32 protein-coding genes are annotated in these 24774 nt (G+C 66.8%); 25 read left to right on the top strand and 7 right to left on the bottom strand.

Annotated features, from left to right (window positions below; genetic code table 11):
• The first annotated feature begins 46 nt into the window (after positions 1–46).
• The 6 genes from VAPA_RS25895 (at position 47) to VAPA_RS25870 (ending at position 5574) form a co-directional block, all read left to right on the top strand.
• Positions 47–2005 carry an MFS transporter gene (locus tag VAPA_RS25895; protein ID WP_021012948.1) on the top strand — a complete coding sequence of 653 codons (1959 nt, stop codon included), beginning with the start codon at positions 47–49 and terminating at the stop codon, positions 2003–2005.
• Between the two features lie 148 nt (positions 2006–2153).
• Entirely contained in the window at positions 2154–2657 is a 504-nt protein-coding gene (locus tag VAPA_RS25890; RefSeq protein ID WP_021012947.1) for a YiaA/YiaB family inner membrane protein, read from the top strand.
• 64 nt (positions 2658–2721) lie between these two features.
• The gene (locus VAPA_RS25885) at positions 2722–3156 is read left to right on the top strand and encodes a hypothetical protein (protein ID WP_041946252.1); all 435 of its coding nucleotides are present in this window, start codon (positions 2722–2724) and stop codon (positions 3154–3156) included.
• Complete coding sequence (locus tag VAPA_RS25880) at positions 3153–3950, top strand: DUF2145 domain-containing protein (RefSeq protein ID WP_021012945.1); 798 nt, start codon at positions 3153–3155, stop codon at positions 3948–3950. Before VAPA_RS25885 ends, VAPA_RS25880 begins: the two co-directional genes overlap by 4 nt.
• A 28-nt stretch (positions 3951–3978) precedes the next feature.
• A complete protein-coding gene (locus VAPA_RS25875) occupies positions 3979–5100 on the top strand; it encodes a zinc ribbon domain-containing protein (protein WP_021012944.1) in 1122 nt (373 codons plus the stop codon).
• 93 nt (positions 5101–5193) lie between these two features.
• Positions 5194–5574, top strand: a complete 381-nt coding sequence (locus VAPA_RS25870) for a DUF3597 domain-containing protein (RefSeq protein WP_021012943.1) — start codon at positions 5194–5196, stop codon at positions 5572–5574.
• A 134-nt stretch (positions 5575–5708) separates the two neighbouring features.
• On the opposite strand, the gene VAPA_RS25865 is transcribed toward VAPA_RS25870, so the two are convergent.
• A complete protein-coding gene (locus VAPA_RS25865; protein WP_021012942.1) occupies positions 5709–6491 on the bottom strand; it encodes an SDR family NAD(P)-dependent oxidoreductase in 783 nt (260 codons plus the stop codon).
• Between the two features lie 137 nt (positions 6492–6628).
• Between VAPA_RS25865 and VAPA_RS25860 the strand changes: the two genes are divergently transcribed.
• Positions 6629–6997, top strand: a complete 369-nt coding sequence (locus VAPA_RS25860; protein WP_230558934.1) for a hypothetical protein — start codon at positions 6629–6631, stop codon at positions 6995–6997.
• Between the two features lie 15 nt (positions 6998–7012).
• On the opposite strand, the gene tgt is transcribed toward VAPA_RS25860, so the two are convergent.
• The 3 genes from tgt to queA are packed head-to-tail and all read right to left on the bottom strand — an operon-like array spanning position 7013 to position 10493.
• Complete coding sequence (gene tgt, locus VAPA_RS25855; protein ID WP_021012940.1) at positions 7013–8209, bottom strand: tRNA guanosine(34) transglycosylase Tgt; 1197 nt, start codon at positions 8207–8209, stop codon at positions 7013–7015.
• Positions 8206–9453, bottom strand: coding sequence for a PQQ-dependent sugar dehydrogenase (locus VAPA_RS25850; RefSeq protein ID WP_021012939.1), 1248 nt, complete (start codon positions 9451–9453; stop codon positions 8206–8208). Before VAPA_RS25850 ends, tgt begins: the two co-directional genes overlap by 4 nt.
• Positions 9450–10493, bottom strand: coding sequence for a tRNA preQ1(34) S-adenosylmethionine ribosyltransferase-isomerase QueA (gene queA / locus VAPA_RS25845; RefSeq protein WP_021012938.1), 1044 nt, complete (start codon positions 10491–10493; stop codon positions 9450–9452). The genes VAPA_RS25850 and queA overlap by 4 nt, the downstream gene beginning before the upstream one ends.
• Positions 10494–10571: 78 nt before the next feature.
• On the opposite strand from queA, the gene recG reads away from it, so the two are divergent.
• The gene (gene recG / locus VAPA_RS25840) at positions 10572–12701 is read left to right on the top strand and encodes an ATP-dependent DNA helicase RecG (protein ID WP_021012937.1); all 2130 of its coding nucleotides are present in this window, start codon (positions 10572–10574) and stop codon (positions 12699–12701) included.
• A 10-nt stretch (positions 12702–12711) separates the two neighbouring features.
• Here the strand turns inward: recG and VAPA_RS25835 are convergent, their stop codons facing one another.
• On the bottom strand, positions 12712–13344 hold the full coding sequence (locus tag VAPA_RS25835; protein ID WP_021012936.1) for a LysE family translocator: 633 nt from the start codon (positions 13342–13344) through the stop codon (positions 12712–12714).
• 92 nt (positions 13345–13436) lie between these two features.
• Between VAPA_RS25835 and VAPA_RS25830 the strand changes: the two genes are divergently transcribed.
• The 3 genes from VAPA_RS25830 to ubiA all read left to right on the top strand — a co-directional run bounded on the left by VAPA_RS25830 (position 13437) and on the right by ubiA (position 16032).
• The gene (locus VAPA_RS25830; protein WP_021012935.1) at positions 13437–14402 is read left to right on the top strand and encodes a LysR substrate-binding domain-containing protein; all 966 of its coding nucleotides are present in this window, start codon (positions 13437–13439) and stop codon (positions 14400–14402) included.
• 135 nt (positions 14403–14537) lie between these two features.
• A complete protein-coding gene (locus tag VAPA_RS25825; RefSeq protein ID WP_021012934.1) occupies positions 14538–15113 on the top strand; it encodes a Dps family protein in 576 nt (191 codons plus the stop codon).
• A 58-nt stretch (positions 15114–15171) separates the two neighbouring features.
• On the top strand, positions 15172–16032 hold the full coding sequence (ubiA, locus tag VAPA_RS25820) for a 4-hydroxybenzoate octaprenyltransferase (RefSeq protein ID WP_021012933.1): 861 nt from the start codon (positions 15172–15174) through the stop codon (positions 16030–16032).
• Between the two features lie 22 nt (positions 16033–16054).
• Here the strand turns inward: ubiA and proC are convergent, their stop codons facing one another.
• Together proC and VAPA_RS25810 are read right to left on the bottom strand one after the other, a co-directional pair.
• The gene (gene proC, locus VAPA_RS25815; protein WP_021012932.1) at positions 16055–16912 is read right to left on the bottom strand and encodes a pyrroline-5-carboxylate reductase; all 858 of its coding nucleotides are present in this window, start codon (positions 16910–16912) and stop codon (positions 16055–16057) included.
• Positions 16909–18051, bottom strand: a complete 1143-nt coding sequence (locus tag VAPA_RS25810) for an esterase-like activity of phytase family protein (RefSeq protein ID WP_021012931.1) — start codon at positions 18049–18051, stop codon at positions 16909–16911. Before VAPA_RS25810 ends, proC begins: the two co-directional genes overlap by 4 nt.
• A 261-nt stretch (positions 18052–18312) precedes the next feature.
• On the opposite strand from VAPA_RS25810, the gene rplN reads away from it, so the two are divergent.
• The 14 genes from rplN to rpsK all read left to right on the top strand — a co-directional run bounded on the left by rplN (position 18313) and on the right by rpsK (position 24772).
• Positions 18313–18681, top strand: a complete 369-nt coding sequence (rplN, locus tag VAPA_RS25805) for a 50S ribosomal protein L14 (protein ID WP_009124801.1) — start codon at positions 18313–18315, stop codon at positions 18679–18681.
• A 13-nt stretch (positions 18682–18694) separates the two neighbouring features.
• Positions 18695–19027, top strand: coding sequence for a 50S ribosomal protein L24 (rplX, locus tag VAPA_RS25800; RefSeq protein WP_021012930.1), 333 nt, complete (start codon positions 18695–18697; stop codon positions 19025–19027).
• Positions 19028–19038: 11 nt separating this feature from the next.
• The gene (rplE, locus tag VAPA_RS25795; protein WP_013544114.1) at positions 19039–19578 is read left to right on the top strand and encodes a 50S ribosomal protein L5; all 540 of its coding nucleotides are present in this window, start codon (positions 19039–19041) and stop codon (positions 19576–19578) included.
• A gap of 8 nt (positions 19579–19586) precedes the next feature.
• On the top strand, positions 19587–19892 hold the full coding sequence (gene rpsN, locus VAPA_RS25790) for a 30S ribosomal protein S14 (protein WP_021012929.1): 306 nt from the start codon (positions 19587–19589) through the stop codon (positions 19890–19892).
• Positions 19893–19912: 20 nt separating this feature from the next.
• Complete coding sequence (rpsH, locus tag VAPA_RS25785; protein WP_021012928.1) at positions 19913–20308, top strand: 30S ribosomal protein S8; 396 nt, start codon at positions 19913–19915, stop codon at positions 20306–20308.
• Positions 20309–20332: 24 nt separating this feature from the next.
• Positions 20333–20866 carry a 50S ribosomal protein L6 gene (gene rplF / locus VAPA_RS25780; protein WP_009124809.1) on the top strand — a complete coding sequence of 178 codons (534 nt, stop codon included), beginning with the start codon at positions 20333–20335 and terminating at the stop codon, positions 20864–20866.
• A gap of 14 nt (positions 20867–20880) precedes the next feature.
• The gene (rplR, locus tag VAPA_RS25775) at positions 20881–21246 is read left to right on the top strand and encodes a 50S ribosomal protein L18 (RefSeq protein ID WP_021012927.1); all 366 of its coding nucleotides are present in this window, start codon (positions 20881–20883) and stop codon (positions 21244–21246) included.
• Between the two features lie 18 nt (positions 21247–21264).
• Positions 21265–21783, top strand: a complete 519-nt coding sequence (gene rpsE, locus VAPA_RS25770; protein WP_015867795.1) for a 30S ribosomal protein S5 — start codon at positions 21265–21267, stop codon at positions 21781–21783.
• 26 nt (positions 21784–21809) lie between these two features.
• A complete protein-coding gene (gene rpmD, locus VAPA_RS25765) occupies positions 21810–21995 on the top strand; it encodes a 50S ribosomal protein L30 (RefSeq protein ID WP_009124818.1) in 186 nt (61 codons plus the stop codon).
• A gap of 11 nt (positions 21996–22006) precedes the next feature.
• On the top strand, positions 22007–22438 hold the full coding sequence (gene rplO, locus VAPA_RS25760; RefSeq protein WP_021012926.1) for a 50S ribosomal protein L15: 432 nt from the start codon (positions 22007–22009) through the stop codon (positions 22436–22438).
• A gap of 26 nt (positions 22439–22464) precedes the next feature.
• A complete protein-coding gene (gene secY / locus VAPA_RS25755) occupies positions 22465–23778 on the top strand; it encodes a preprotein translocase subunit SecY (RefSeq protein ID WP_021012925.1) in 1314 nt (437 codons plus the stop codon).
• Between the two features lie 74 nt (positions 23779–23852).
• A complete protein-coding gene (gene rpmJ, locus VAPA_RS34095) occupies positions 23853–23966 on the top strand; it encodes a 50S ribosomal protein L36 (RefSeq protein WP_013544106.1) in 114 nt (37 codons plus the stop codon).
• 23 nt (positions 23967–23989) lie between these two features.
• Positions 23990–24355, top strand: coding sequence for a 30S ribosomal protein S13 (rpsM, locus tag VAPA_RS25750; protein WP_013544105.1), 366 nt, complete (start codon positions 23990–23992; stop codon positions 24353–24355).
• Positions 24356–24367: 12 nt separating this feature from the next.
• Complete coding sequence (rpsK, locus tag VAPA_RS25745) at positions 24368–24772, top strand: 30S ribosomal protein S11 (RefSeq protein ID WP_009124825.1); 405 nt, start codon at positions 24368–24370, stop codon at positions 24770–24772.
• The last annotated feature ends 2 nt before the right edge of the window (positions 24773–24774 follow it).

The following is a 24774-nucleotide window of genomic DNA, read 5'->3' as shown; positions in this document are numbered from 1 at the left end:
AAGAAGCGGGGACAGTGTGTGTAGATAACAAGAGGAGATGTTCCGAATGACAACCCCCGCCGCTGCTGCCACTGCCGCCACCGCGCCCCACGAAGCGAACGCCCACGCCAACCAGTTCGCCCTTCTCAAGCAGCGGCGCTTCGCGCCCTTCTTCTGGACCCAGTTCGCGGGCGCGGCGAACGACAACCTCTTCAAGTTCGCCTTCACCGTCATGGTGACCTACCAGCTCCAGCTGAGCTGGATGCCGCCGGCCATGGCGGGCCTGGCCATCGGCGCGCTGTTCATCCTGCCGTTCCTGCTGTTCTCCGCCACGGCGGGGCAGCTCACCGACAAGTTCGACAAGACGAAGATGATCCGCTTCGTCAAGAACCTCGAGATCGCGATCATGCTGCTCGCGGCCTGGGGTTTCGTCACGGCCGATGCGGTGGTGCTGCTGGGCTGCGTGTTCCTCATGGGCCTGCATTCCACGCTGTTCGGCCCGGTCAAGTTCGCCTACCTGCCGCAGGTGCTCGACGCGCGCGAGCTCACGGGCGGCAACGGCATGGTCGAGATGGGCACCTTCGTCGCCATCCTGCTCGGGCAGGTCGCGGGCGGGCTGCTGGTGGCGCTGCCGCAGGTCGGCCACGCCACGGTGGCGGTGGCCTGCGTGCTGCTGGCACTGGTCGGGCGCGGCGTGGCCCAGGCCATTCCGCGGGCGCCTGCCACCGACCCGGGGCTGGTGATCAACTGGAACCCGTTCAGCGAGACCTGGCGCAACCTCCAGCTCGCGCACGGCAACATCGTGGTGTTCCGCTCGCTCCTGGGCATCTCGTGGATGTGGTTCTTCGGCGCGGTGTTCCTGAGCCAGTTCCCCAGCTTCGCGAAGGAAGTGCTGCACGGCGACGAGCAGGTGGCCTCGCTGCTGCTGGTGGTGTTCTCGGTGGGCATCGGGGTGGGCTCGCTGCTGTGCGAGACGCTGAGCCGCCGGCAGGTGGAGATCGGCCTGGTGCCGCTGGGCGCCATCGGCATGAGCGTGTTCGCCATCGACCTGTACTTTGCGTCGCGTGCGCTGCCGCCGGTGGCGGTCATGGGGCTGGGCGCCTTCGTGGGCCAGGCCGCGCACTGGCGCGTGATGGCCGACCTGGCGCTGCTGTCGCTCTTCGCGGGGCTTTACAGCGTGCCGATGTACGCGCTGATCCAGCTGCGCAGCCAGCCCACGCACCGCGCGCGCATCATCGCGGCCAACAACATCCTCAATGCGCTGTTCATGATCGGCAGCTCGGTCATCGCGGGTGCATTGCTCGGCGCCGGCTTCACGATTCCGCAGATCTTCCTGTTCACCGGCATTGCCAACGCCGTGGTGGCGTTCTACATCTTCATGCTGGTGCCGGAATACCTGCTGCGCTTCATCGCGTGGATGCTGTCGCACTTCGTCTACCGCTTCGAGATCAAGGGCGACGAGCACATTCCCACCGAAGGCGCCGCGGTGCTGGTGTGCAACCACGTGAGTTTCATCGACGCGATATTGCTGATGGCCGCAAGCCCGCGTCCGATCCGCTTCATCATGGACCACCGGATCTTCAAGGTGCCGGTGCTCGGCTGGCTGTTCAGGCTGGCCAAGGCGATTCCCATCGCGCCGCAGAAGGAAGACCCGGCGGCCTACGAAGCGGCCTTTGCCAGGGCGCTGGGCGTGCTGCGCGAAGGCGACCTGCTGGCCATCTTCCCCGAGGGTGCCATCACGCGCGACGGCCAGCTGCAGCCCTTCAAGGGCGGCGTGATGAAGATCATCGAAAGCGCGCGCGCCGAAGGCATCGAGCCGCCGGTGATCCCGATGGCGCTGACCAACCTCTGGGGCTCGTACTTCAGCCGCATCGAGCTGCGCGGCGGCGAGAACGTGGCCATGGCCAAGCCCTTTCGCCGCGGCTTCTTCAGCCGCGTGGGGCTCCATGTCGGCCATGCCGTGCCGCCGGTCGAGGTGCGGCCGGAGGCGCTGCAGCAGCGCGTGAGCGGATTGCTGGCCGCGTAAGGCGCGGCTTTTCCGGCGCGCAAGGTGCCGGAAAGTATCTCTTCGAGATACCCGCAGCGGCTCAAACCGGAACTGGTCGAAGCATTCGAGTCCCGCGGTGCGGGAGCGAACCATCATTCGCTCACCTTCACTACGCCGCGAGGCACTCATGCAACCCTTCCCGTCCACCACCGTTTCGATCCAGCGCGATACGCGGGCCTGGCAGTTCCAGGCCTGGGCTTCCTTCGGGATCGCCGTGTTCCTGTGCGCCACCGGCCTGAGCTGGCTGCCGGGCGAGGCGCTGGACCGTGCGTTCATGGTGATGGGCTATGTGTTCTGCCTCAGCACCGCCTTCATGCTGGCCAAGTTCGTGCGCGACAGCCAGCACGCGGGCGCCGGCGGCACGGCGGGCCGCGACGTGCCGATGTGGCGCCTGGTGGTCTGGGGCAGCTTCTTCACCGCGATGGGCCTGACCGGCTGGGGGCTGGTCCGCATGGAGATCAACGACGCCTACAAGGCCTTCCTGGGCGTGAGCTGGCTGTTCCTGATCAGCTCGGCCTTCACGCTGGCCAAGACCCTGCGCGACCGCCACGAGGCCGACCTGATCGAAGCGCGGCTGCAAGGCTGCCGCGCCGCCCGCCAGGAAGCCGCGGCTGCCGGCTCGGCCGAATGAGCGCCGCCTTCTTCTTCATCATCAACCCACGAAAGACCGTCATGAAAAATCCGTTGCTGCGCTTCTGATCGCCGCCTGCACCGCGTTCGCGGGTGCCGCGCTGCCCCTTCATGCCCAGGCGCAGAGCGAGGCTTCGGCCGCACTCTCGCTGCTGCCGGTGGCCTCGGTCGTGGGTGCCGCTTCGGCGGTGGGCGCCTCTGCCACGGCCGTGGTTGCGCTGCCTGCCGCGCTCTCGGTGGGTGGCTCGATGCTCACGGTGGTGGCGGTCGAGGCCTCGGCCGATGGCACCGTCTACCTGCTGGCGCGCGCGTCGGATGGTGCGCGTGCCAGCGTCAAGGTGATGGGACGCGCCGCCAACGGCGTGTCGGCGGCGGTGGGCACGGGCGTCCTGGTCAGCGTGATCGGCAGCGGCGTCGTGCTGTCGGCCGCGGGCGAGGTGCTGGCCTTCGTGCCCAATGCCATCGGCCGCGCGCTGCTGCACAACGAGAGGCTGTCGTGAAGCGCGCGGTCTTCCCTGCGCTCCTGCTTGCGCTCGCGGTGGCGCTGCCGCTGCAGGCGCTGGCCGGCCGCTCCTGCGAGCAGGCCAGGCCGACCGCCGAACTGATCGTCAAGGGCATGCAGCTGGCGGAGCGCACCTCGCAGCAGCTCGATGCCGGCGGCGCGCGCGTCGTGCTGCTGGCGCGCGCCGGGCAGGACCTGGGCAAGTACGGCCTGCGCTATTCGCACCTGGGCATCGCCTACAAGACCGACGAGGGGCCATGGCGCGTGGTGCACAAGCTCAACCGGTGCGGCACCGCCGTCGCCGCGGTCTACCGCCAGGGGCTCGGAGAGTTCTTCCTCGACGACCTGTGGCGCTACGAGGCTGCCTGGGTCGTGCCTGCGCCTGCCGTGCAGGCGCAGCTGCTGGCCGCGCTCCACGAGCCGCCTGCGCGCATCGTGCGGCTGAACATCGCGCCCTACAGCATCGTGAGCTACGCCTGGGGCCAGAAGTACCAGCAGTCGAACCAGTGGGCGGTCGAGACGCTGGCCGCGGCGATGGAGCCCGCCACCATCGGCAGCCGCGCGCAGGCGCAGGCGTGGATGCAGTTCAAGGGCTACGAGCCGACCACATTGCGGCTCGGCCCGCTCACTCGCCTGGGCGGCCGCGTGGGCTCGGCCAGCGTGGCCTTCGACGACCATCCGAACGACAAGCGGTTCTCGGACCGCATCGAGACGGTGACGGTCGACTCGGTGTTCGCGTGGATGCCGCGCGCGGGGCTCGGCGCGGCGCCGGTGGCATTCAAGCTGCAATAAGAAATCCCTCTCTCACCGAAAGAATGAAATGAGCAAGTCATTGCGTCTGTCCGAAAAATGGTTTCGCCGCGGCCTCTGGCTCGTGGCGCTGGCGTTCGCGAGCTTCCTGATCGGGCTCGGCGGCGCCATCGTGGACGACCTGCCGCAGGTCGAACGGGCGCTCGAGCTCGATGACTTCATCGACCGCCCCGCGGCCGAGCCGCTGCGCAGCACCATCAAGGCGTCGGAGGCTACCGAGCTGCAGGCGACACGGCAGCTGGAGCAGGTCCGCCTGCAGCAGAGCGCCGCGCGGCAGGCGAGCGCCAACGCCCGCGAGACCTTCGGCAACTGGATCGCCACGCGGCGCGCCACCGCGCAGCCCGACCAGGACACGGAGCTGATCGCACGCACCAAGGCGCTCGATGCCTTCAAGCAGAAGGAAGACGAGGTCCAGCGCCAGGTGAATGCGCAGCAGCAGATCGTGCTCGACGCGCGGCAGGCCGAGCAGCGCGCCCGCGAGGCGCTGTCGCTGCTGGAGCGCGATGCTCGGGAAAAACTCGACGCCGAGTACCGCCGGGTCGAGCTGCGCGTGTTCGCCTACCGCCTTGCGCTCACGCTGCCGCTTCTGATCGTGGCCGGCTGGCTGTTCGCGAAAAAGCGAAAGAGCACCTACTGGCCCTTCGTCTGGGGCTTCATCTTCTTCGCGCTGTTCGCCTTCTTCGTCGAGCTGGTGCCCTACCTGCCGAGCTACGGCGGCTATGTGCGCTACGTGGTGGGCATTCTGGTCACGGTGCTCGTGGGCCGCTATGCGATCGTTGCGCTCAACGCCTACCTCGCGCGCCAGAAGCTCGCCGAGCAGCAGCCCGACCAGGTCCGGCGCGAGGAGCTCAGCTACGACGTCGCGCTCGCGCGGCTCGGCAAGGGCGTGTGCCCCGGCTGCGAACGCCCGGTGGACCTGAAGAACGACGAGATCGACTTCTGCCCGCACTGCGGCATCGGCCTGTTCGACCATTGCGGCCAGTGCGAGACGCGCAAGAGCGCGTTCTCGAAGTTCTGCCATGCCTGCGGTACATCCGCTGCGCCGCACGTGCCGCAGCTGGCGGCTGGCGGATCGGTTTCCGAGTCTGTGGATTCGTTCACGCCCGGCGGACCGCTGAAGCCGGCCGTGTAGCGGCGCCGCCGCATGCGCGTGCTACAACCGTCGGCTGCGGCACGCACGCGCGCTGCCGCGGTTTTCAGCCATCAACCTCGACGGAGCAGAAGCATGAGCATTTTCGGCAGCATCCTTTCCAAGATTTTCCCTTCCGCAAACGCCGCCCCCGCACCTGCTGCTCCGGCAGCTGCGGCGCCCGCAGGCGCACCCGCCGCCGCGGCACCGCCGCCCGCCATCACGGTGGTGGACGTCGAGGCCCTGCTCGACGGCATGCCCGGCGCGAGCAGCCTGAACTGGCGCACGTCCATCGTCGACCTGATGAAACTCCTCGGCCTCGACAGCAGCCTCGATGCGCGCAAGCAGCTCGCCGCCGAACTGAGCTACGGCGCCGACACCAGCGACAGCGCCAAGATGAACATCTGGCTGCATCGCCAGGTCATGACCAAGCTGGCCGCCAACGGCGGCAAGGTGCCGGCAGAACTGCGCGACTAGCTAAAGACGGCTTCTGCCGGAAAAGGCCATTTCCAGAAACACCGCGGAACCGGCTTTGCCGGGCCGCTGGTGTTGCCCCCGGTAGGGGGTGGGCGAAGCGACACGAAGTGCGCGAAGACTGGGGGCGAGCCTATTTATGTCCAACCCGCATCCACCACGTAATCTTGCGCGGTGCACATCTTCGAATCGTCGGCCGCCAGGAACAGCGCCATCGCGGCAATGTCCTCCGCCATCACGCGTCCCGGCAGGCATTGCGCCGCATCGATCTCTGCGGCCGACTCGGGCTTGACCCACAGCTTGATCTGCCGCTCGGTCATCACCCAGCCCGGCACGATCGAATTGACGCGGATGTTCTGCTTGCCCAGGTCGCGCGCCAGCGAGCGCGTGAGGCCGCGCGCGGCCGCCTTGCAGGCCTGGTAGACCGGGTAGCCCCGGCCCTTGATCATCCAGCTGATCGAGCCGAAATTGATGATCGAGCCGCCGCCCAGTGCGCGCATGTCGTCCGCCACCGCCTGCGCGGCAAAGAACTGGTGCTTGAAGTTGACGGCCACGAGGCGGTCGAAGTCCTCGCTCGTGACGTTGGCCATCTCGTGGCGCCGGTCGTTGGCGGCATTGTTGAGCAGCACGCCGATCGGGCCGAACTGCGCGCGTACCGCGGCGATGGTGGCCGCCAGTGCCGCCGTGTCGGTCACGTCGCATGCGATGAACAGTGCGGGCGTGTCGCCCTGCAGCTGCGCCGCGAGCGCGGTGCCGGCGGCCGTGTCGAGGTCGCAGAAGCCGACCTTCGCGCCCTGCGCATGGAAGGCCCGCACCAGTGCCTCGCCGATGCCGCTGGCCCCGCCGGAGACGAAGACGGTGCGGCCGGCCAGCGAGGGATAGCGGGCGGTGTAGGGCGAAAGTGGTGATGCGTTGGTCATGTGAATGCGGCAACTGCGATGGGGATGGGCGGCAAGCGTACCGGATGGGCGTGCCCCTGCCGCGCGCGGGGCCGCCGGCCGGCGTATGGCTTACGGCGAATGGCCGGCGCGGGCGCGCGTGGCTACGCTCCTTCTCCATGACGACGAACACGCTTCCCCGCCGCACCCTCCTTGGGTTCGCGCTTCTTCCCGCCGCTCTGGCGGTGCGCTCCGTGCGCGCCCAGGCGGCTGCGTCCGTGCAACTCTTCAAGGTGGTCTCGCCGCGCGACGAGGTGATCGTGGGCGCCGATGCGGCGCAGCTGGGCCCGGGTTCCAACCCCGCCGTGGAGCGGCTGGCCGCGCAGCTCGCGGCCAAGGGTCAGCTCACGCTGTGGCAATACGCCTCGCACAAGGACGCGAGCGGCGCGCTGGTGCAGGCGCCGCTCAGGCAGATCGTGGTCTTCAGGACCGAGCTGCTGCGCATCGAGCCCTACGCCACGCCGCTCGCGATCCAGCCGCCGAAATAGCCTTGCCCCGCCGCGTCAGACGCCGCGCGCGCGCTCCGACTTGAAGCGTGCGCGGAATTCCGTGAAGGTGCCCGCCTCGAGCGATTCGCGGATCTCGCGCATCAGGTTCAGGTAGTAGTGCAGGTTGTGGATGGTGGCGAGCATCGGCCCGAGCATCTCGGCGCAGCGGTCGAGGTGGTGCAGGTAGGCGCGGCTGAAGCCTTCGCGCCCGCCGTCGTTCCACGCCACGCCCGAGGTGCCCGCGCACGCATGGCAGGTGCAGCTCGGGTCGATGGGCTGCGGATCGTTCTTGTGGCGCGCATTGCGCATCTTCAGGTCGCCGAAGCGCGTGAACAGCGTGCCGTTGCGCGCATTGCGCGTGGGCATCACGCAGTCGAACATGTCGACGCCGTCGGCCACGCCCTGCACCAGGTCTTCGGGCGTGCCCACGCCCATCAGGTAGCGCGGCTTGTTCGCGGGCAGCCGGTGCGGCGTGTGGCCCATGATGTGCAGCATCTCTTCCTTGGGCTCGCCCACGCTCACGCCGCCGATGGCATAGCCCGGAAAGTCCATGTCGACCAGCGCGGCCAGCGACTCTTCGCGCAGGTTCTCGAACATGCCGCCCTGCACGATGCCGAACAGCGCGTTGGGGTTCTGAAGCCGCGCGAACTCGTGCTGGCAGCGCTTGGCCCAGCGCAGGCTCAGCTCCATCGAGATGCGCGCCTCGGCCTCGGTCGTGATGTGGCCCTTGGTGTCGTAGGGCGTGCACTCGTCGAACTGCATCACGATGTCGCTGTTGAGGATGGTCTGGATCTGCATCGAGACCTCGGGCGTGAGGAACAGCTTGTCGCCGTTGACGGGCGAGGCGAACTTCACGCCCTCCTCGCTGATCTTGCGCATCGCGCCCAGCGACCAGACCTGGAAACCGCCCGAGTCGGTGAGGATCGGCTTGTTCCACTTCTCGAAGGGGTGCAGCCCGCCGAAGCTGGCCATCACGTCGAGGCCGGGACGCATCCACAGGTGGAAGGTGTTGCCCAGGATGATCTGAGCGCCCATTTCCTCGAGGCTGCGCGGCATCACGCCCTTGACGGTGCCGTAGGTGCCCACGGGCATGAAGATCGGCGTCTGCACCACGCCATGGTTGAGCGTGAGCGTGCCGCGGCGTGCGTGGCTCGCGGGATCGGTCTTGAGAAGTTCGAACTTCAGGCGCGGCAGGGACGTGGTGGCGGTCATTTCTGGGGGGCGGCGCCGGCGTCCGGCAGCAGCATCAGGATGGTACGGTTGAAATCCTCGACGGCGAGCAGGCGGCCCTGCCGGTCGACGGTGATGCCGGTGGGGCGGCCCATCGGGCGCATGCCGGGTTTGGGGCTCCAGCCGGCGAGCCATTCGATCGGCTTGCCCGACGGCAGGCCGCGCGCATCGAGCTTGTAGCCCACCACGCGGTGGCCGGGCGGCTGGTGGCCGCGCCAGGCGACCAGCAGCTGGCCCGCGAAGCGGCTGTCCGCGGGCCCGGTGATCATCTGCAGCGGCGCGACGTGCGCGGGCCAGAGCATCAGCGGTGCCTCGGTGGCCTTGCAGTCGTGCCGGTTCTCGTAGCCGCGCGCGGGCCGCCGGTTGCCTACGCAATAGGGCCAGCCGTAGTCGCGCCCGGCCTGCAGCCGGTTCAGCTCTTCGGGCGGCTGGCCGACGTCTTCGTAGTCGATGGAATTCTCGCCCTGCAGCACGGTGCCCCTGGCGGGGCCGTCCTGCAGCACGGTCAATGCGACCGAATTGCGCAGGCCGGTGGCAAAGGGCTTGAAGCTCTGCAGCTTGTAGTCCGGCCCGGCGAGCACGGCTTCGTACACGGTGGCGCGCGGCTTCGGCCCGGCCAGGTCGGGGCAGGGCAGCGCGTATTGCTTCGACGACGCATCGCGGCAGGCATCGGAGTCGGAGCCGACATTGACGTAGAGCCGCCCGCCCGGTCCGAAGGCCAGTTCCTTGAGCGGATGCGTGCCGTCGCCCGGCAGGCCGTCGAGCACCGTCTCGCGCTGCAGCGCGCCGCCGGGCGGAGGGATCGGCGTGCGCCAGATCGTGCCCGACTCGCCGACGTAGATCTTTCCGTCGGGTCCGGCGACGAGGCCCAGGGGCCGGTCGAGCTGCTCGGCCAGCACGCTGAAGCGCGCACGGCGCGGCGCGGAGCCCTCGGTGGGCAGCACCATCTCGAGCAGGCGGCCCCGGCGCGGCTCCCACGATCCCATGTCGACGACCCAGTAGCGGCCCGGCGCCACCTCGAGGATGCGCCGGGGCGCACGCAGGCCCTGGGCCTCGTCGGCCAGCAGCGCGACGCAGGTGCCTGCGGGGCTGCCGATGTCGAGCCGCGCATAGCCTCCGCAGAGCCCCTGCGGCGTGTAGCCGCGTGCATGGACGGCCACCGGCAGCAGCAGCGCGCATCCGAATGCGAACGCGGCCAGCGAGGAACGGATGGCGCTGGTTTTCACGTGGAAGCGCGCGCCAGCAGCATGGCGTCGCCGTAGCTGAAGAAACGGTAATGCTGCGCGATGGCGTGGGCATAGAGCGCCATCACGCGCTCGTAGCCCGCAAAGGCCGAGACCAGCATCATCAGCGTGCTCTTCGGCAAATGGAAGTTGGTCACCAGCAGGTCGACGTGCTCGAACGCGAACCCCGGCGTGATGAAGATGCGCGTGTCGCCCGTGGCCTCGCCGCTCTTGGCCCACGATTCGAGCGTGCGCACGGTGGTGGTGCCGACCGCGACCACCCGGCCGCCGCGCGCCTTGCACTCGGCGATGGCGCGCTGCGTGGCCTCGGGCACTTCGTAGCGCTCGGCGTGCATCGTGTGGTCGGCGATGTTCTCGGTCTTGACCGGCTGGAAGGTGCCGGCGCCCACATGCAGCGTGACGCTGGCGCGCTGCACGCCGCGGGCTTCGAGTTCGGCCAGCAGGCCTTCGTCGAAATGCAATGCGGCTGTCGGCGCGGCCACCGCGCCGGGCACGCGCGCGAACACGGTCTGGTAGCGGCGCTCGTCGTCGACCGAATCGGTGTGCGTGATGTAGGGCGGCAGCGGCACGTGGCCGCAACGGGCCATCAGTGCATAGGGATCTTCGCCCGCGTCGCTCTCGAAGCCGAAGCGGAACAGCGCGCCATCTTCGTCCGGCCAGCGGCCCAGGAGCGTGGCGTGAAAGCCGCCCACCATCTCCAGCATCGTGCCCACCGGCGGCTTCTTGCTGACCTTCATGTGCGCCACCACTTCGTGGCCCTGCAGCACGCGCTCGACCAGCAGTTCGAGCTTGCCGCCGGTCGGCTTCTCGCCGAACAGGCGCGCCTTGACCACGCGCGTGTCGTTGAAGACCAGCAGGTCGCCCGCGCGCAGCAGCGAGGGCAGGCTCTTGAAGATGCGGTCGGCCGGGGTGCTGCCTGTGCCGTCGAGGAGACGGGAGGATGTGCGTTCAGGAGCCGGGTGTTGTGCCACCAGCTCGGGTGGCAGGACGAAATCGAAGTCGGAAAGCGTGAAGGCGCGCATGGTGCTTGAGGGCCGGACGGGCCCGTGCCAAGGAGGCGTGGAAAGTAGAACGTGGCCGGAGCCGGGCAGAATTGTCCCATGCCCGCTTCCGTGAAGTCCGTGCCGCCCGAAAAGACCACAAGCCCGCCCGCCGCCGCCCCGGCCGCGCCCGGTGCCGGGCTGAGCGCCGTGCAGCGCGCGCTGCGCAAGCTCGGCCTGGTGCGCGACATCGACTTCGCGCTCTACCTGCCGATGCGCTACGAAGACGAGACGCGCATCGTGCGCCTGGCCGACACGCGCGACGGCGACATGGCGCAGGTCGAGGGCTTGGTGACCGAATGCGAGGTGGTGTTCCGCCCGCGCCGGCAGCTGATCGCCACCATCGACGACGGCAGCGACACCTGCCAGCTGCGCTTCTTCAACTTCTATCCCTCGCAGCAGAAGCAGCTGGCCGTTGGCGCGCGTGTGCGCGTGCGGGGCGAGATGCGCGGCGGCTTCGTCGGGCGGCAGATGATGCATCCCACCGTCAAGGCGGCCGGCACGGCATTGCCGCAGGCGCTGACGCCGGTCTACTCGACCATTGCGGGCCTCCCGCAGCCGGTGCTCCGGCGCGAGGTGCGCTCGGGCCTGGCGCGCGCGGTGCTCGACGAGACGATTCCCGTGCAGATCGGATGGCGCGGCGCCTGGGACCTGCGCAGTTCGCTGACCTTCCTGCACTACCCGACGCCCGACGTGGCCATGGCCACGCTCGAAGACCACAGCCATCCGGCATGGCAGCGCATCAAGGCGGAGGAACTGCTCGCACAGCAGCTCTCGCAGTTGCAGGCGCGGCTGGAGCGCGCAGCGCAGCGTGCGCCGATGCTGCCTTCCTCGGCCGAGCCGCAGGCGAGCTCGCTGCATGCGCAGTTGCTCGCGGTGTTGCCCTTCGGCCTGACCGGCGCGCAGCAGCGCGTGGGCGAGGAAATCACGCGCGACCTCCGCCGCGAGATCCCGATGCACCGCCTGCTGCAGGGCGACGTGGGCTCGGGCAAGACCGTGGTGGCGGCGCTCGCGGCGGCGCGCTGCATCGACGCGGGCTTTCAGTGCGCGCTGATGGCGCCGACCGAAATCCTCGCGGCCCAGCACTTCGGCAAGCTGGTCGGCTGGCTCGATCCGCTGCTGGCCGAACGCGGCCTGCGCGTGGCCTGGCTCACCGGCAGCCAGAAGAAGAAGGAGCGCGACGCGATGTCCGCCGCGGTCGAGAGCGGCGAGGCGGCCTTGGTCATCGGCACCCATGCCGTGATCTCGGAGAAAGTGCGTTTCAAGAACCTCGCATTGGCGATCATCGACGAGCAGCACCGTTTCGGCGTGGCGCAGCGCCTTGCGCTGCGCGGCAAGGCCGTGGGCCATCTCGAGCCGCACCTGTTGATGATGAGCGCCACGCCGATCCCGCGCACGCTGGCGATGAGCTACTACGCCGACCTGGACGTTTCCACGCTCGACGAGCTGCCGCCGGGCCGCACGCCCATCGTCACCAGGCTGGTGGCCGACCACCGGCGCGACGAGGTGATCGACCGCATCCAGGCGCAGATCGCCCAGGGCCGGCAGGTCTACTGGGTCTGCCCGTTGATCGAGGAAAGCGAGGCGGTCGACCTGCGCAACGCCACCGAGACGCGCGACGAGCTGGCGGATGCGCTCGGTACGGCCGTCAACGTCGGGCTGCTGCATTCGCGCATGCCCACGGCCGAAAAGCAGGCGGTGATGGCCGCCTTCACGGCCAACGAGATCCAGGTGCTGGTGAGCACCACGGTCATCGAGGTGGGCGTGGACGTGCCGAACGCATCGCTGATGGTGATCGAGCATGCCGAGCGCTTCGGGCTCTCGCAGCTGCACCAGCTGCGCGGCCGCGTGGGGCGCGGTGCTGCGGCCTCGGCCTGTGTCTTGCTCTACGCGCCGGGCGACAGCGGCCGGGTCGGCGAAGCGGCCCGGGCCCGGCTCAAGGCCATGGCCGAAACCGGCGACGGCTTCGAGATTGCGCGGCGCGACCTCGAGATCCGCGGCCCGGGCGAATTCCTGGGCGCGCGCCAGTCGGGCGCGCCGCTGCTGCGCTTTGCCGACCTGACGACCGACGTGATGCTGCTCGACTGGGCGCGCGAACTGGCGCCGCTGATGCTCGACAAGCACCCGGACCTGGCCCAGCGCCACATCGATCGCTGGCTCGGCACCAAGGCCGAGTACCTGAAAGCCTGAACGCGCTCGCTCAGGCGGCGGGGCGGCGCGTGAAGGCCAGCAGCAGCCCGAAGCCGACCATCATGCCGCCGCTCACCTTGTTGAACCAGCGCATCGCGCGGCTGCCGTTGGCGAGCCGGCGCATGCGCGCGCCCAGCATCGCGTAGAGCGCGATCGCAACCACCTCGAGCAACAGGAAGGTCGTGCCCAGCAGCAAGTAGCTGGTGGCATAGGCCCCCGGCACCACGAACTGCGGAAAGAAGGCCGTGAACACCAGGATCGCCTTGGGATTGCCCGCCGCCACGGTGAACTCCTGGCGCACCAGCGCGCGCATCGAGGGCGGCGCTGCCGCGTCCGATGCCTGCGTCTCGGCCGCCGGCGCCGGGGCGCGCAGCAGGCGGATGCCGATCCACACGAGGTAGGCGGCGCCGATGTACTTGATGACGTCGAAGGCCAGCTCCGACGCGACCAGCACCGCGCCCATGCCCAGGCCCGCGATGGCGATCATGATGGCGAAGGCCGCGAGGCGCCCGCCGGCCGCGATGACCGCCGGCGAAACGCCGTGGCGCGCGCCGTTGGTGACCGACAGCAGGTTGTTGGGGCCGAAAGCCATGTTGATGGCGAAGCAGGCCGGCAGGAACAGCAGATAGGTGGACAAGGTCATGGCGGCACCGGTGTCGATGGGGCCACCATTATCCGCAGGCCGACCCCGGACAATGCCCGGTCACGGACGCTTGCGCATAATTGACGCAAGCTATGACTCTTACCGAACTCAAATACATCGTCGCAGTAGCCCGCGAACGGCACTTCGGCAAGGCGGCCGAGGCCTGCTACGTCTCCCAACCCACTCTTTCGGTGGCCATCAAGAAGCTCGAGGACGAACTCGAGGTCAAGCTTTTCGAGCGCAGCGCGGGCGAAGTCACCGTCACGCCGCTCGGCGAGCAGATCGTCCAGCAGGCGCAGAGCGTGCTCGACCAGGCCGCCAGCATCAAGGAAATCGCCAAGCGCGGGAAGGACCCGCTGGCCGGCCCGCTGAACCTTGGCGTGATCTACACCATTGGCCCGTACCTGCTGCCCGACCTGGTGCGCCAGGTGATTGCGCGCACGCCGCAGATGCCCCTGGTGCTGCAGGAGAACTTCACCGCCAAGCTGCTCGAGATGCTGCGTGCCGGCGAGATCGACTGCGCGATCATGGCCGAGCCCTTCCCCGACACCGGCCTTGCCATGGCGCCGCTCTACGACGAGCCCTTCATGGCGGCGCTGCCCACGAAGCACAAGTTCGCCGACCGCGAGTCGATCACTTCGGAAGAGCTGCAGAACGAAACCATGCTGCTGCTCGGCACCGGCCATTGCTTTCGCGACCACGTGCTCGAGGTGTGCCCCGAGTTCGCGCGCTTCTCGAGCAACGCCGAGGGCATTCGCAAGAGCTTCGAGGGCTCGTCGCTCGAGACCATCAAGCACATGGTGGCGTCGGGCATGGGCGTGACGCTGGTGCCGCGCCTGTCGGTGCCGGCCGAAGCGCTCAAGCCCAAGGTCAAGGGACGCAAGGAGCCCGAGCAGATGGTGCGCTACCTGCCGGTGCGCGACGCGCACGACCGCGATCCGCCGACGCGGCGCGTGGTGCTGGCCTGGCGCCGCACCTTCACGCGCTACGAGGCGATCGCGGCCTTGCGCAACGCGATCTATGCGTGCGAGCTGCCGGGTGTCAAACGGCTGTCGTAGAAATACGCGCACTTGGTCTGCGCGGCGGCCGTTCGGATTCATTCATCGCCGGGATAGAGTGACGCTGTTGCGAAGCCGCGGGTCGGCTTTCAGAATCAACGGCGTCCCGCAAACTTGAAGAAGGAATTCTCCGCCATGGCCAAAGCATCGAAGAAAACATCGTCGTCCTCTTCGCCCGGCAAGGTGCCCAAGAAGGGCGGCGCCCTGGTGGCGCAAGAATCCGGCAGCCGCAATGCGCCCATCATCAACATCGGCATCGAGCGCCAGGACCGCGCCGCCATTGCCGAGGGCCTGAGCCGCGTGCTGGCCGACACCTACACGCTCTACCTCACGACCCACAACTTCCACTGGAACGTGACGGGGCCGCACTTCAACTCGCTGCATGCGATGTTCATGGGCCAGTACACCGAGCTCTGGGGCGCCACCGACGTGCTCGCGGAACGCATTCGCGCCCTTGGTCACTACGCGCCGGGCTCCTACGCCGAGTTCAGCAAGATCGCCACCGTGCCCGACGTGCCCCAGACCCCGCCGAAGGCGATGGAGATGGTGCGCATCCTGGTCAAGGGCCACGAAACCGTGTCGCGCATCGCGCGCGAATTCATCCCCGTGGCCGAAGAGGCCGGGGACGACCCGACGGCCGACATGCTGACCGCGCGCTGCACCGTGCACGACCAGACCGCCTGGATGCTGCGTTCGCTGCTCGAGGACTGAGGGCCCGAGCCCGGGAACCCAGGAGCGGCACAATGGCCGCTCTTTTTTTGTCCGCCGCATGCTTGCCCGCCGTTTTGCGCTCTATCTCGACCTGATCCGCTGGAACCGCCCCGCCGGCTGGCTGCTGCTGCTCTGGCCCACGCTGGGCGCACTCTGGTTTGCGGCCGGGGGCTGGCCGGGCTGGCATCTGCTGGCCGTGTTCGTGCTGGGCACCATCCTGATGCGCAGCGCGGGCTGCTGCATCAACGACGTGGCCGACCGCGACTTCGACCGCCATGTGAAGCGGACCGCGCAGCGGCCGGTGACCCGCGGCGCGGTGTCGGTCAGGGAGGCGCTGGTGCTGGGCGCCGTGCTGGCGCTCCTGGCCTTCGGGCTGGTGCTCACGACCAACCGGCCCACCATCCTGTGGTCGTTTGCGGCGCTGGCCATCACGCTGGCCTATCCGTTCGCCAAGCGCTTCGTGTCGGTTCCGCAGGCGGTGCTCGGCATTGCCTTCAGCTTCGGCATTCCGATGGCTTTTGCCGCGGTGCAAGCCACGGTCCCGGTGTTTGCCGCCTGGCTGCTGGCCGGCAACCTGTTCTGGGTGCTGGCCTACGACACCGAGTACGCGATGGTCGACCGCGACGACGACCTCAAGATCGGCATGAAGACCTCGGCCATCACCTTTGGCCGCTTCGACGTGGCGGCCGTCATGGCGAGCTACGGCGTCTTCCTGGCCGTCTGGGCGTGGGCGGGCGCGAGCCGGGGCCTGGGGTCCGTGTTCTTCGCCGCCATCGGCATCGCCGTGGCGCAGGCCGCCTGGCACTGGCGGCTGATCCGCGAGCGCACCCGCGACGGCTGCTTCAAGGCCTTCCGGCTGAACCACTGGCTGGGCTTCACCGTGTTTGCCGGCATCGCGGCCGGCTACGCGCTGAAATAGATCGGGCGATCGGCGGGGCCGCTCAGGCCTTGCCGAATTCGTCGCCCAGCTCGGCGGCGCGCTTCTGCGCCGCGCGGATGGCGGCCTTGAACTTCGCCTTGACGTCGGCGCCCTCGAGCGAGGTGAGGGCCGCATGGGTCGTTCCGCCCTTCGACGTCACGCGTTCGCGCAGCACCGACGGCGGCTCGGTGGCGCTGTGCGCGAGTGCCGAAGCCCCGGTGAAGGTGCCGATGGCCAGCCGCTGGGCCTGGTCGAGCGGCAGGCCCATCTCGACGCCGGCTTCGGTCATTGCCTCGATGAAATAGAACACATAGGCGGGGCCGGAGCCGGACATGGCCGTCACCGCATCGAGCGCGGCTTCGTCGTCGACCCAGAGCAGTTCGCCGGTCGGCGCCAGCAGCTGCCCGACCAGGGCGCGGTCGGCGGCGTCCACCGCGGATCGCGCATAGAGGCCGGTCATGCCCTGGCCCACCAGTGCCGGTGTGTTGGGCATGGCGCGCACCACGCGTTCGCTGCCGAGCCAGCGCGCAATGCTGCCCGACGGAATGCCCGCTGCCACGCTCAGGTGCAGTGCGTTTGCTGCGAACGCGCGCACCGGGCCGGCGGCTTGCGCGAAAGTCTGCGGCTTGACTGCCCACACCACCACGGCGCAGCGCGAAAGGGCGTCGCTGGCCTCGGCGTGGGCGGCAATGCCGAAGGCTTGCGCGAGCTTGGTGCGGGCCTCCTCGAAAGGCTCGACCACCTCGAAGGCGCCGGCGGGCGTACCCTGCTTGATAAGGCCGCCGATGATGGCGCTGGCCATGTTGCCGCCGCCGATGAAGGCGATCGGAGGGAGCGGCGGCGGTGCGGTGCGGGGCAGGAAGGTGACGGCGATGGTCATGGTCGGTCGGTGTATTCGAATGCCGCGAACTGGGTTGTCTGCAGCGGGTTGAAATTGTCGTCGCTCACGACCACCAGCATGCGCTTGCCATCCGGCAGCGGCGGCCCCCAGCACATGCCTTCGGTGTTGTCGAGGCGCGAAAGGCCCAGCAAGGCAAAGTCGGCGACCAGGGTCTTCGCCGCGGCGCGGTGGTTGCCCGCGGCGAGCGCGTCGACAGCCAGCACGTCGGAAGCGTTGCGGGTATCGATCTCGTAGAGGCGCAGCGAGTTTCCGGCGCCGGTGGCATAGGCGCGCTCCAGCACCAGCATGCGGTCGGCGCCGAGCATCAGGATCTCGCTGATGCCGTTGTCCGCATGGCTGCCGGGAATCAGCGGCCGCAGCGGGATCGCATCGGGAACATAGGCAATCTGGCGCGTGGCCTGGCCGGTCTCCAGATCGACCCGGGTCAGCCGGCAGGGGCCGCCCGGCGCACGCGTGGTGGGAACCGGGCCGTCCTGGATCAGCGCGTTTTCCATGGCGAGCCAGGCGTGGCGGCCGTCGGGCGTCAGCGCCAGGCCCTCGAAACCCAGGTTGTCGCGCGGGCCGCGGCGCTGCGCCGGGTCGGGGTTGAACATGGCGGGCAGGGCGAACTCGCGCAGCAGGCGGCCGTCGCGCGCGGACTCGGACAAGGCCGGGCCGAATCCCCGTCCCACGTCGCCTTCGCTCGTCCAGAGCAGGGTACCGGCGCCCGGGCGCAGGCGCAGCGATTCGGGGTCCGGAACCGGGGTCCCCGGCTCGGCACGGCGCCGTGCGGGCCAGGGGCCGCCGCCCGGACGTTGCAGCTGCACGACACTCTTCGGTTCGGGCGGCTCGACCCAGGGAGGCGCCCATTGCGCCACATAGAAACGCGCAGGATTCAGGTCGGATCGATCGTCACTGAGCAGCAGGTACTCACTTCTTTCCGCGTCGTACTCGATGCCGGAGAGGCCGCCGGCTGTGGTGCCCTGTATATTCAGCCGGTGCGGCCAGTACGCCTCGGCCAGGCGGCGCAGCCGTCCCGGCGACGCCGGCGGAATGGCCGGGCTGCTGCAGCCGCCCAATCCCCATCCTCCCAGGCCCGCCGCAATGGCGGCCGTGCCGGCCAGCAGCCGGCGGCGCATGGGCGATGCGGGGGCGGATCGAGGGTCTGGAACAGGGGTGCGCACGCCGCCAAGTCTAGTTCCAGTCCATTTCGATCTCAGAAGGCAGTTGACATGCCTTGGCCTGCGTGCAACAATCGCAGGCTTCGCTTCAAAAAAGGCGAAGCTTTCAGCCCAAAGCGGAAGTGCCTCGAGTGGTTCGGGGTGCGGACGACGGGCCCAAGACTGACCGCAGCGTTTCCCTCCCGGAGGCGCATCGGTACAAGTTGGGAACTACTAGCAATGATCCAAACTGAATCCCGGCTCGAAGTGGCCGACAACACAGGCGCGAAGTCCGTCCTGTGTATCAAGGTGCTCGGTGGCTCCAAGCGGCGTTATGCCAGCGTGGGCGACGTCATCAAGGTGAGCATCAAGGAAGCCGCTCCGCGTGGTCGCGTCAAGAAGGGCGAGATCTACAGCGCAGTGGTGGTCCGCACCGCCAAGGGCATCCGTCGCGCCGACGGCTCGCTCGTCAAATTCGATGGCAACGCAGCCGTGTTGCTCAACGCCAAGCTGGAGCCGATCGGCACCCGCATCTTCGGACCGGTGACGCGCGAGCTGCGCACCGAAAAGTTCATGAAGATCGTGTCGCTGGCCCCCGAAGTTCTCTAAGGACAACAACGCCATGAACAAGATTCGCAAAGGCGACCAGGTCATCGTGTTGGCCGGGCGCGACAAAGGCAAGCGCGGCACCGTCTCGCTGCGCAAGGATGACTCGCACCTCGTCGTCGAGGGCGTGAACATCGTCAAGAAGCACGCCAAGCCGAACCCCCTCAAGGGTACGACCGGCGGCATCGTCGAGAAGATCATGCCCATCCACCAATCCAACGTGGCGATCTTCAATGCCGCGACCGGCAAGGCCGATCGCGTGGGCATCAAGATCACCCAGGGTGCTGACGGCAAGCGCGTGGCTGTTCGCGTCTTCAAGTCCAGCGGCGACGAAATCAAGTTCGCCTAAGAGGTACTCACATGGCACGTCTCCAACAACACTATCGCGAAAAGATCGCGAAAGACCTGACGGAAAAGTTCGGCTACAAGTCGCCGATGCAGGTCCCCCGCCTCACCAAGATCACGCTCAACATGGGCGTGGGTGAAGCTGTCGCCGACAAGAAGGTCCTGGACAACGCAGTTGCCGACCTGACCAAGATCGCCGGCCAGAAGCCCGTGGTCACCAAGTCGAAGAAGGCCATCGCCGGTTTCAAGATCCGCGAGAACCAGCCGATCGGCTGCATGGTCACGCTGCGTGGCGTGCAGATGTATGAGTTCCTGGACCGTTTCGTGACCATCGCGCTGCCGCGTGTTCGCGACTTCCGCGGCATTTCCGGCCGTGCGTTCGACGGCCGTGGCAACTACAACATCGGCGTCAAGGAACAGATCATTTTCCCCGAGATCGAATACGACAAGGTCGATGCCCTGCGCGGTCTCAACATCAGCATCACGACGACGGCCAAGACCGACGAAGAAGCCAAGGCGCTTCTCGCTGGTTTCCGTTTCCCGTTCAAGAACTGAGGCGAACCGTGGCTAAACAATCCCTGATCCAACGCGAACTCAAGCGCGACAAGCTGGTCGCCAAGTACGCTGCGAAGCACGCGGAACTGAAGGCAATTTCCAACGACGTGAAGAAGAGCGACGAAGAGCGCGCTGCTGCCCGCCTGGGCCTGCAAAAGCTCCCGCGCAACGCGAACCCCACGCGCCAGCGCAACCGTTGCGAAATCACCGGTCGCCCCCGTGGCACCTTCCGTCAATTCGGTCTGGCACGCGCCAAGATCCGCGAACTGGCCTTCAATGGCGACATCCCCGGTGTCACCAAGGCCAGCTGGTAAGCCAGGCAGGAGCAAACAACATGAGCATGAGTGATCCCATTGCCGACCTGCTGACGCGTATCCGTAACGCGCAGATGGTGGCGAAGCCCACTGTGTCGGTCCCGTCTTCCAAGGTGAAGATTGCGATCTCGCAGGTCCTGAAGGACGAGGGCTATATCGACGGTTTCCAGGTCAAGACCGAAGACGGCAAGTCCGAACTCGTCATTACCCTGAAGTACTACGCTGGCCGCCCGGTCATCGAGCGCATCGAGCGCGTGAGCCGCCCCGGCCTGCGCGTCTACAAGGCCAGTGCTTCCATTCCGCAAGTCCAGAACGGCCTCGGCGTCGCGATCGTCACGACCCCCAAGGGCGTGATGACCGACCGCAAGGCGCGCGCTACCGGCGTCGGTGGCGAAGTGCTGTGCTACGTCGCCTAACCGAGACATCGAGGAGTAACTGAAATGTCCCGAGTAGGAAAAATGCCGATCACCATCCCCGCAGGCGTGGATGTGTCGATCAAGGAAGACCAGATCAGCGTCAAGGGTACGGGCGGCACGCTCAACCTGGCACGCAATGCACTGGTCAAGATCGTCAGCAATGACGGCAAGCTGAATTTCGAGCCCGCCAACGAGTCGCGTGAAGCGAACGCGATGAGCGGCACGATCCGTCAGCTGGTGAACAACATGGTGGTTGGCGTGACCAAGGGCTTCGAGAAGAAGCTCAACCTGGTCGGCGTCGGCTACAAGGCTGCAGCGTCCAACAACAAGCTGAACCTGCAAGTCGGTTATTCGCACCCGGTCAACATCGACATGCCGCAAGGCATCACGGTGGCCACCGCGACCCCGACCGAAATCGTGATCAAGGGTGCTGACCGTCAGCGCGTTGGTCAAATCGCCGCTGAGATCCGCGCTGTTCGTCCGCCTGAGCCTTACAAGGGCAAGGGCATCCGTTATTCGGACGAGAAGATCGTGATCAAAGAGACCAAGAAGAAGTAAGGGGCAGCAAAATGATGTTGACCAAAAAAGCACAGCGTCTTCGCCGCTCGCGCCAGACCCGCATTCGCATCGCGACGCAGGGCGTGGCCCGTCTGACGGTGAACCGCACCAACCTGCACATCTATGCCACCGTCATCTCCGACGACGGCACCAAGGTGATCGCCACCGCATCGACGGCCGAAGCCGAAGTGCGCGCTGCGCTCGGCGGCTCGGGCAAGGGCGGCAATGCCGCCGCTGCAACGGCCATCGGCAAGCGCATCGCTGAAAAGGCGAAGGCTGCCGGTGTCGAGAAGGTTGCCTTCGACCGCGCTGGTTTCGCGTACCACGGCCGCGTCAAGGCGCTGGCCGACGCTGCCCGCGAAGCCGGCCTGCAGTTCTAAACGGACACGAGATTCAAAATGGCAAAGATTCAAGCAAGAACGCAGAACGAAGGCCCTGAAGACGGTTTGCGCGAGAAGATGATCGCGATCAACCGCGTCACCAAGGTGGTGAAGGGTGGTCGTATCCTCGGTTTCGCAGCGCTCACCGTCGTGGGCGACGGCGACGGCCGCGTCGGCATGGGCAAGGGCAAGTCCAAGGAAGTGCCCGCTGCTGTGCAGAAGGCGATGGAAGAAGCCCGTCGCAACCTGGCCAAGATCTCGATCAAGAACGGCACGCTGCATCACCGCGTGACGGGCCATTGGGGCGCTGCCTCGGTGGTCATGATCCCGGCCCCGAAGGGTACCGGCATCATCGCCGGCGGCCCGATGCGCGCCGTGTTCGAAGTCATGGGCATCACCGACATCGTGGCCAAGAGCCACGGTTCGTCGAACCCCTACAACATGGTTCGCGCCACGCTCGACGGATTGAAGAACTCGACGACCGCGTCCGAAGTGGCTGCCAAGCGTGGCCTGACCGTCGAAGAAATCTTCGCCTGAGCGCAAGCAATCGGAAGAGCATTCAAATGACGACGCAACAACAAACCCTCAAGGTGCAATTGGTCAAGAGCCCGATTGGCACCAAGGAATCGCATCGCGCGACCGTGCGTGGCCTCGGCCTGCGCAAGCTCAACAGCGTGAGCGAGCTGCAGGACACCCCGGCGGTGCGCGGCATGATCAACAAGATCAGTTATCTGGTCAAAGTTCTGTAAGAGAGACTGATATGGAACTCAATGGCATCAAGCCGGCGGATGGCGCCAAGCACGCCAAGCGCCGTGTCGGCCGCGGTATCGGCTCCGGTATCGGCAAGACCGCAGGTCGCGGTCACAAGGGTCAGAAGTCGCGCGCAGGCGGTTTCCACAAGGTCGGCTTCGAAGGCGGTCAAATGCCGCTGCAGCGTCGCCTGCCCAAGCGTGGCTTCAAGTCGCACCTGCTGAAGTTCAACGCCGAAGTCACGCTGACTGCCCTCGAGCAGCTCGGCCTGGCTGAAGTGGATGTCCTGGCGCTCAAGCAAGCCGGCCTCGTGGGCCAGCTCGCCAAGGTCGTCAAGATCGTCAAGACCGGTGAACTCACCAAGGCCGTCAAGCTGACGGGCGTGGGTGCAACCGCTGGTGCCAAGGCTGCGATCGAAGCAGCCGGCGGCAGCGTCGCCTGATCACACTGGACTGAAAGAAGTTCTTCGTGGCAACTAACGCGGCAACGATCGCAAAGACAGGCAAGTTCGGCGACCTGCGTCGCCGGCTCGTCTTTTTGCTGCTCGCGCTCGTGGTCTATCGGATCGGCGCGCACATTCCTGTGCCGGGCATCAACCCGGACCAGCTGGCGGCGTTGTTCCAGGGCCAGCAGGGCGGCATCCTGAGCCTGTTCAACATGTTCTCGGGCGGGGCGCTGTCGCGCTTCACCGTGTTCGCGTTGGGGATCATGCCGTACATCTCGGCGTCGATCATCATGCAGTTGATGACCTACGTGATTCCGACCTTCGAGCAATTGAAGAAGGAAGGCGAGGCGGGTCGCCGCAAGATCACGCAGTACACGCGCTACGGCGCGCTCGGCCTGGCCCTGTTCCAGTCGTTCAGCATTGCAGTGGCGCTCGAGTCGTCGGCCGGACTGGTCATCGCCCCCGGTTTCGGCTTCCGCCTGACCGCCATGGTGAGCCTCACGGCAGGCTCGATGTTCCTCATGTGGCTCGGCGAGCAGATCACCGAACGCGGCCTGGGCAACGGCATCTCGATCCTGATCTTTGCAGGTATCGCGGCCGGCCTGCCCGCAGCCATCGGCGGCCTGGCTTCGCTGGTGACGACCGGTGCGATGAACCCGATCATCGCGCTCTTCATCATCGCGGTCGTGGTGCTGGTCACCTACTTCGTGGTGTTCGTCGAACGCGGCCAACGCAAGATCCTCGTGAACTATGCGCGGCGCCAGGTCGGCAACAAGGTCTATGGCGGCCAGTCGTCGCACCTGCCCTTGAAGCTGAACATGGCCGGCGTGATTCCGCCGATCTTCGCCTCGTCGATCATCCTGCTGCCCGCAACGGTGGTCGGCTGGTTCAGCACCGGCGAAGGTGGTTTCGGCTGGATCAAGGACATTGCCGGCGCGCTGCGTCCGGGCGAGCCGATCTACGTGCTGCTGTACGCTGCCGCGATCGTTTTCTTCTGCTTCTTCTACACGGCACTCGTGTTCAACAGCAAGGAAACGGCCGACAACCTGAAGAAGAGCGGTGCATTCATTCCGGGCATTCGTCCGGGTGACCAGACCGCTCGCTATATCGACAAGATTCTGGTTCGCCTGACGTTGGCCGGCGCGGTGTACATCACCTTCGTCTGCCTGCTGCCCGAGTTCCTGATCCTGAAGTACAACGTGCCGTTCTACTTCGGTGGTACCTCCCTGCTGATCATCGTGGTCGTCACGATGGACTTCATGGCCCAGGTGCAAAACTACATGATGTCCCAGCAGTACGAATCGCTGCTGAAGAAGGCCAACTTCAAGACATCGTAGGGCTGTGAGTTTCAGTATTGAGAATTTGGGTATGGGCGGTGTACCGCCACGTTAAACAGTTTTAGGAGAATGAAATGAGAGTTTCGGCTTCGGTCAAAACCATCTGCCGTAATTGCAAGGTCATCCGCCGTAAAGGTGTGGTGCGTGTGATTTGCACCGACCCGCGCCACAAGCAGCGCCAGGGTTGATTGAAGAGTATTAGAGGACGCACATGGCACGTATTGCTGGCATCAACATCCCGCCGCACAAGCACGCTGAAATCGGCCTGACCGCCATCTTCGGCATCGGTCGCACCCGCGCCCGTCAAATCTGCGAAGCGAGCGGCATCGAATATTCGAAGAAGATCAAGGACCTGACTGACGCCGATCTCGAAAAGATCCGCGACCAGATCGCCTTGTTCACCATCGAAGGCGATCTGCGTCGCGAGACGACGATGAACATCAAGCGTTTGATGGACATCGGCTGCTATCGCGGCTTCCGTCACCGTCGCGGCCTGCCGATGCGCGGCCAGCGCACGCGCACCAACGCCCGCACCCGCAAGGGTCCGCGCAAGGCTGCGCAGTCCCTGAAGAAATAAGGATAGACCAGCATGGCTAAAGCACCTGCAAACAACGCCGCACAGCGCGTTCGCAAGAAGGTTCGCAAGAACGTTGCGGACGGCATCGCCCACGTGCATGCCTCGTTCAACAACACCATCATCACGATCACCGATCGCCAGGGCAACGCCCTGTCGTGGGCTTCGTCGGGTGGCCAGGGCTTCAAGGGCTCGCGCAAGTCGACCCCGTTCGCTGCGCAGGTCGCTTCCGAAGTGGCCGGCCGTGCTGCTGTCGAACAAGGCATCAAGAACCTCGACGTCGAGATCAAGGGCCCCGGCCCCGGTCGCGAATCGTCGGTGCGCGCACTGGCTGCGCTCGGCATCCGGATCAATTCCATTGCCGACGTGACGCCCGTTCCGCACAACGGCTGCCGTCCCCAGAAGCGTCGCCGCATCTGAGC

The organism is Variovorax paradoxus B4 (genome assembly GCF_000463015.1).
GTDB classification, from domain to species: domain Bacteria; phylum Pseudomonadota; class Gammaproteobacteria; order Burkholderiales; family Burkholderiaceae_C; genus Variovorax; species Variovorax paradoxus_E.
The sequence above is the reverse complement of the archived record's forward strand: the minus strand, read 5'-3'. Positions and strand labels throughout refer to the sequence as shown.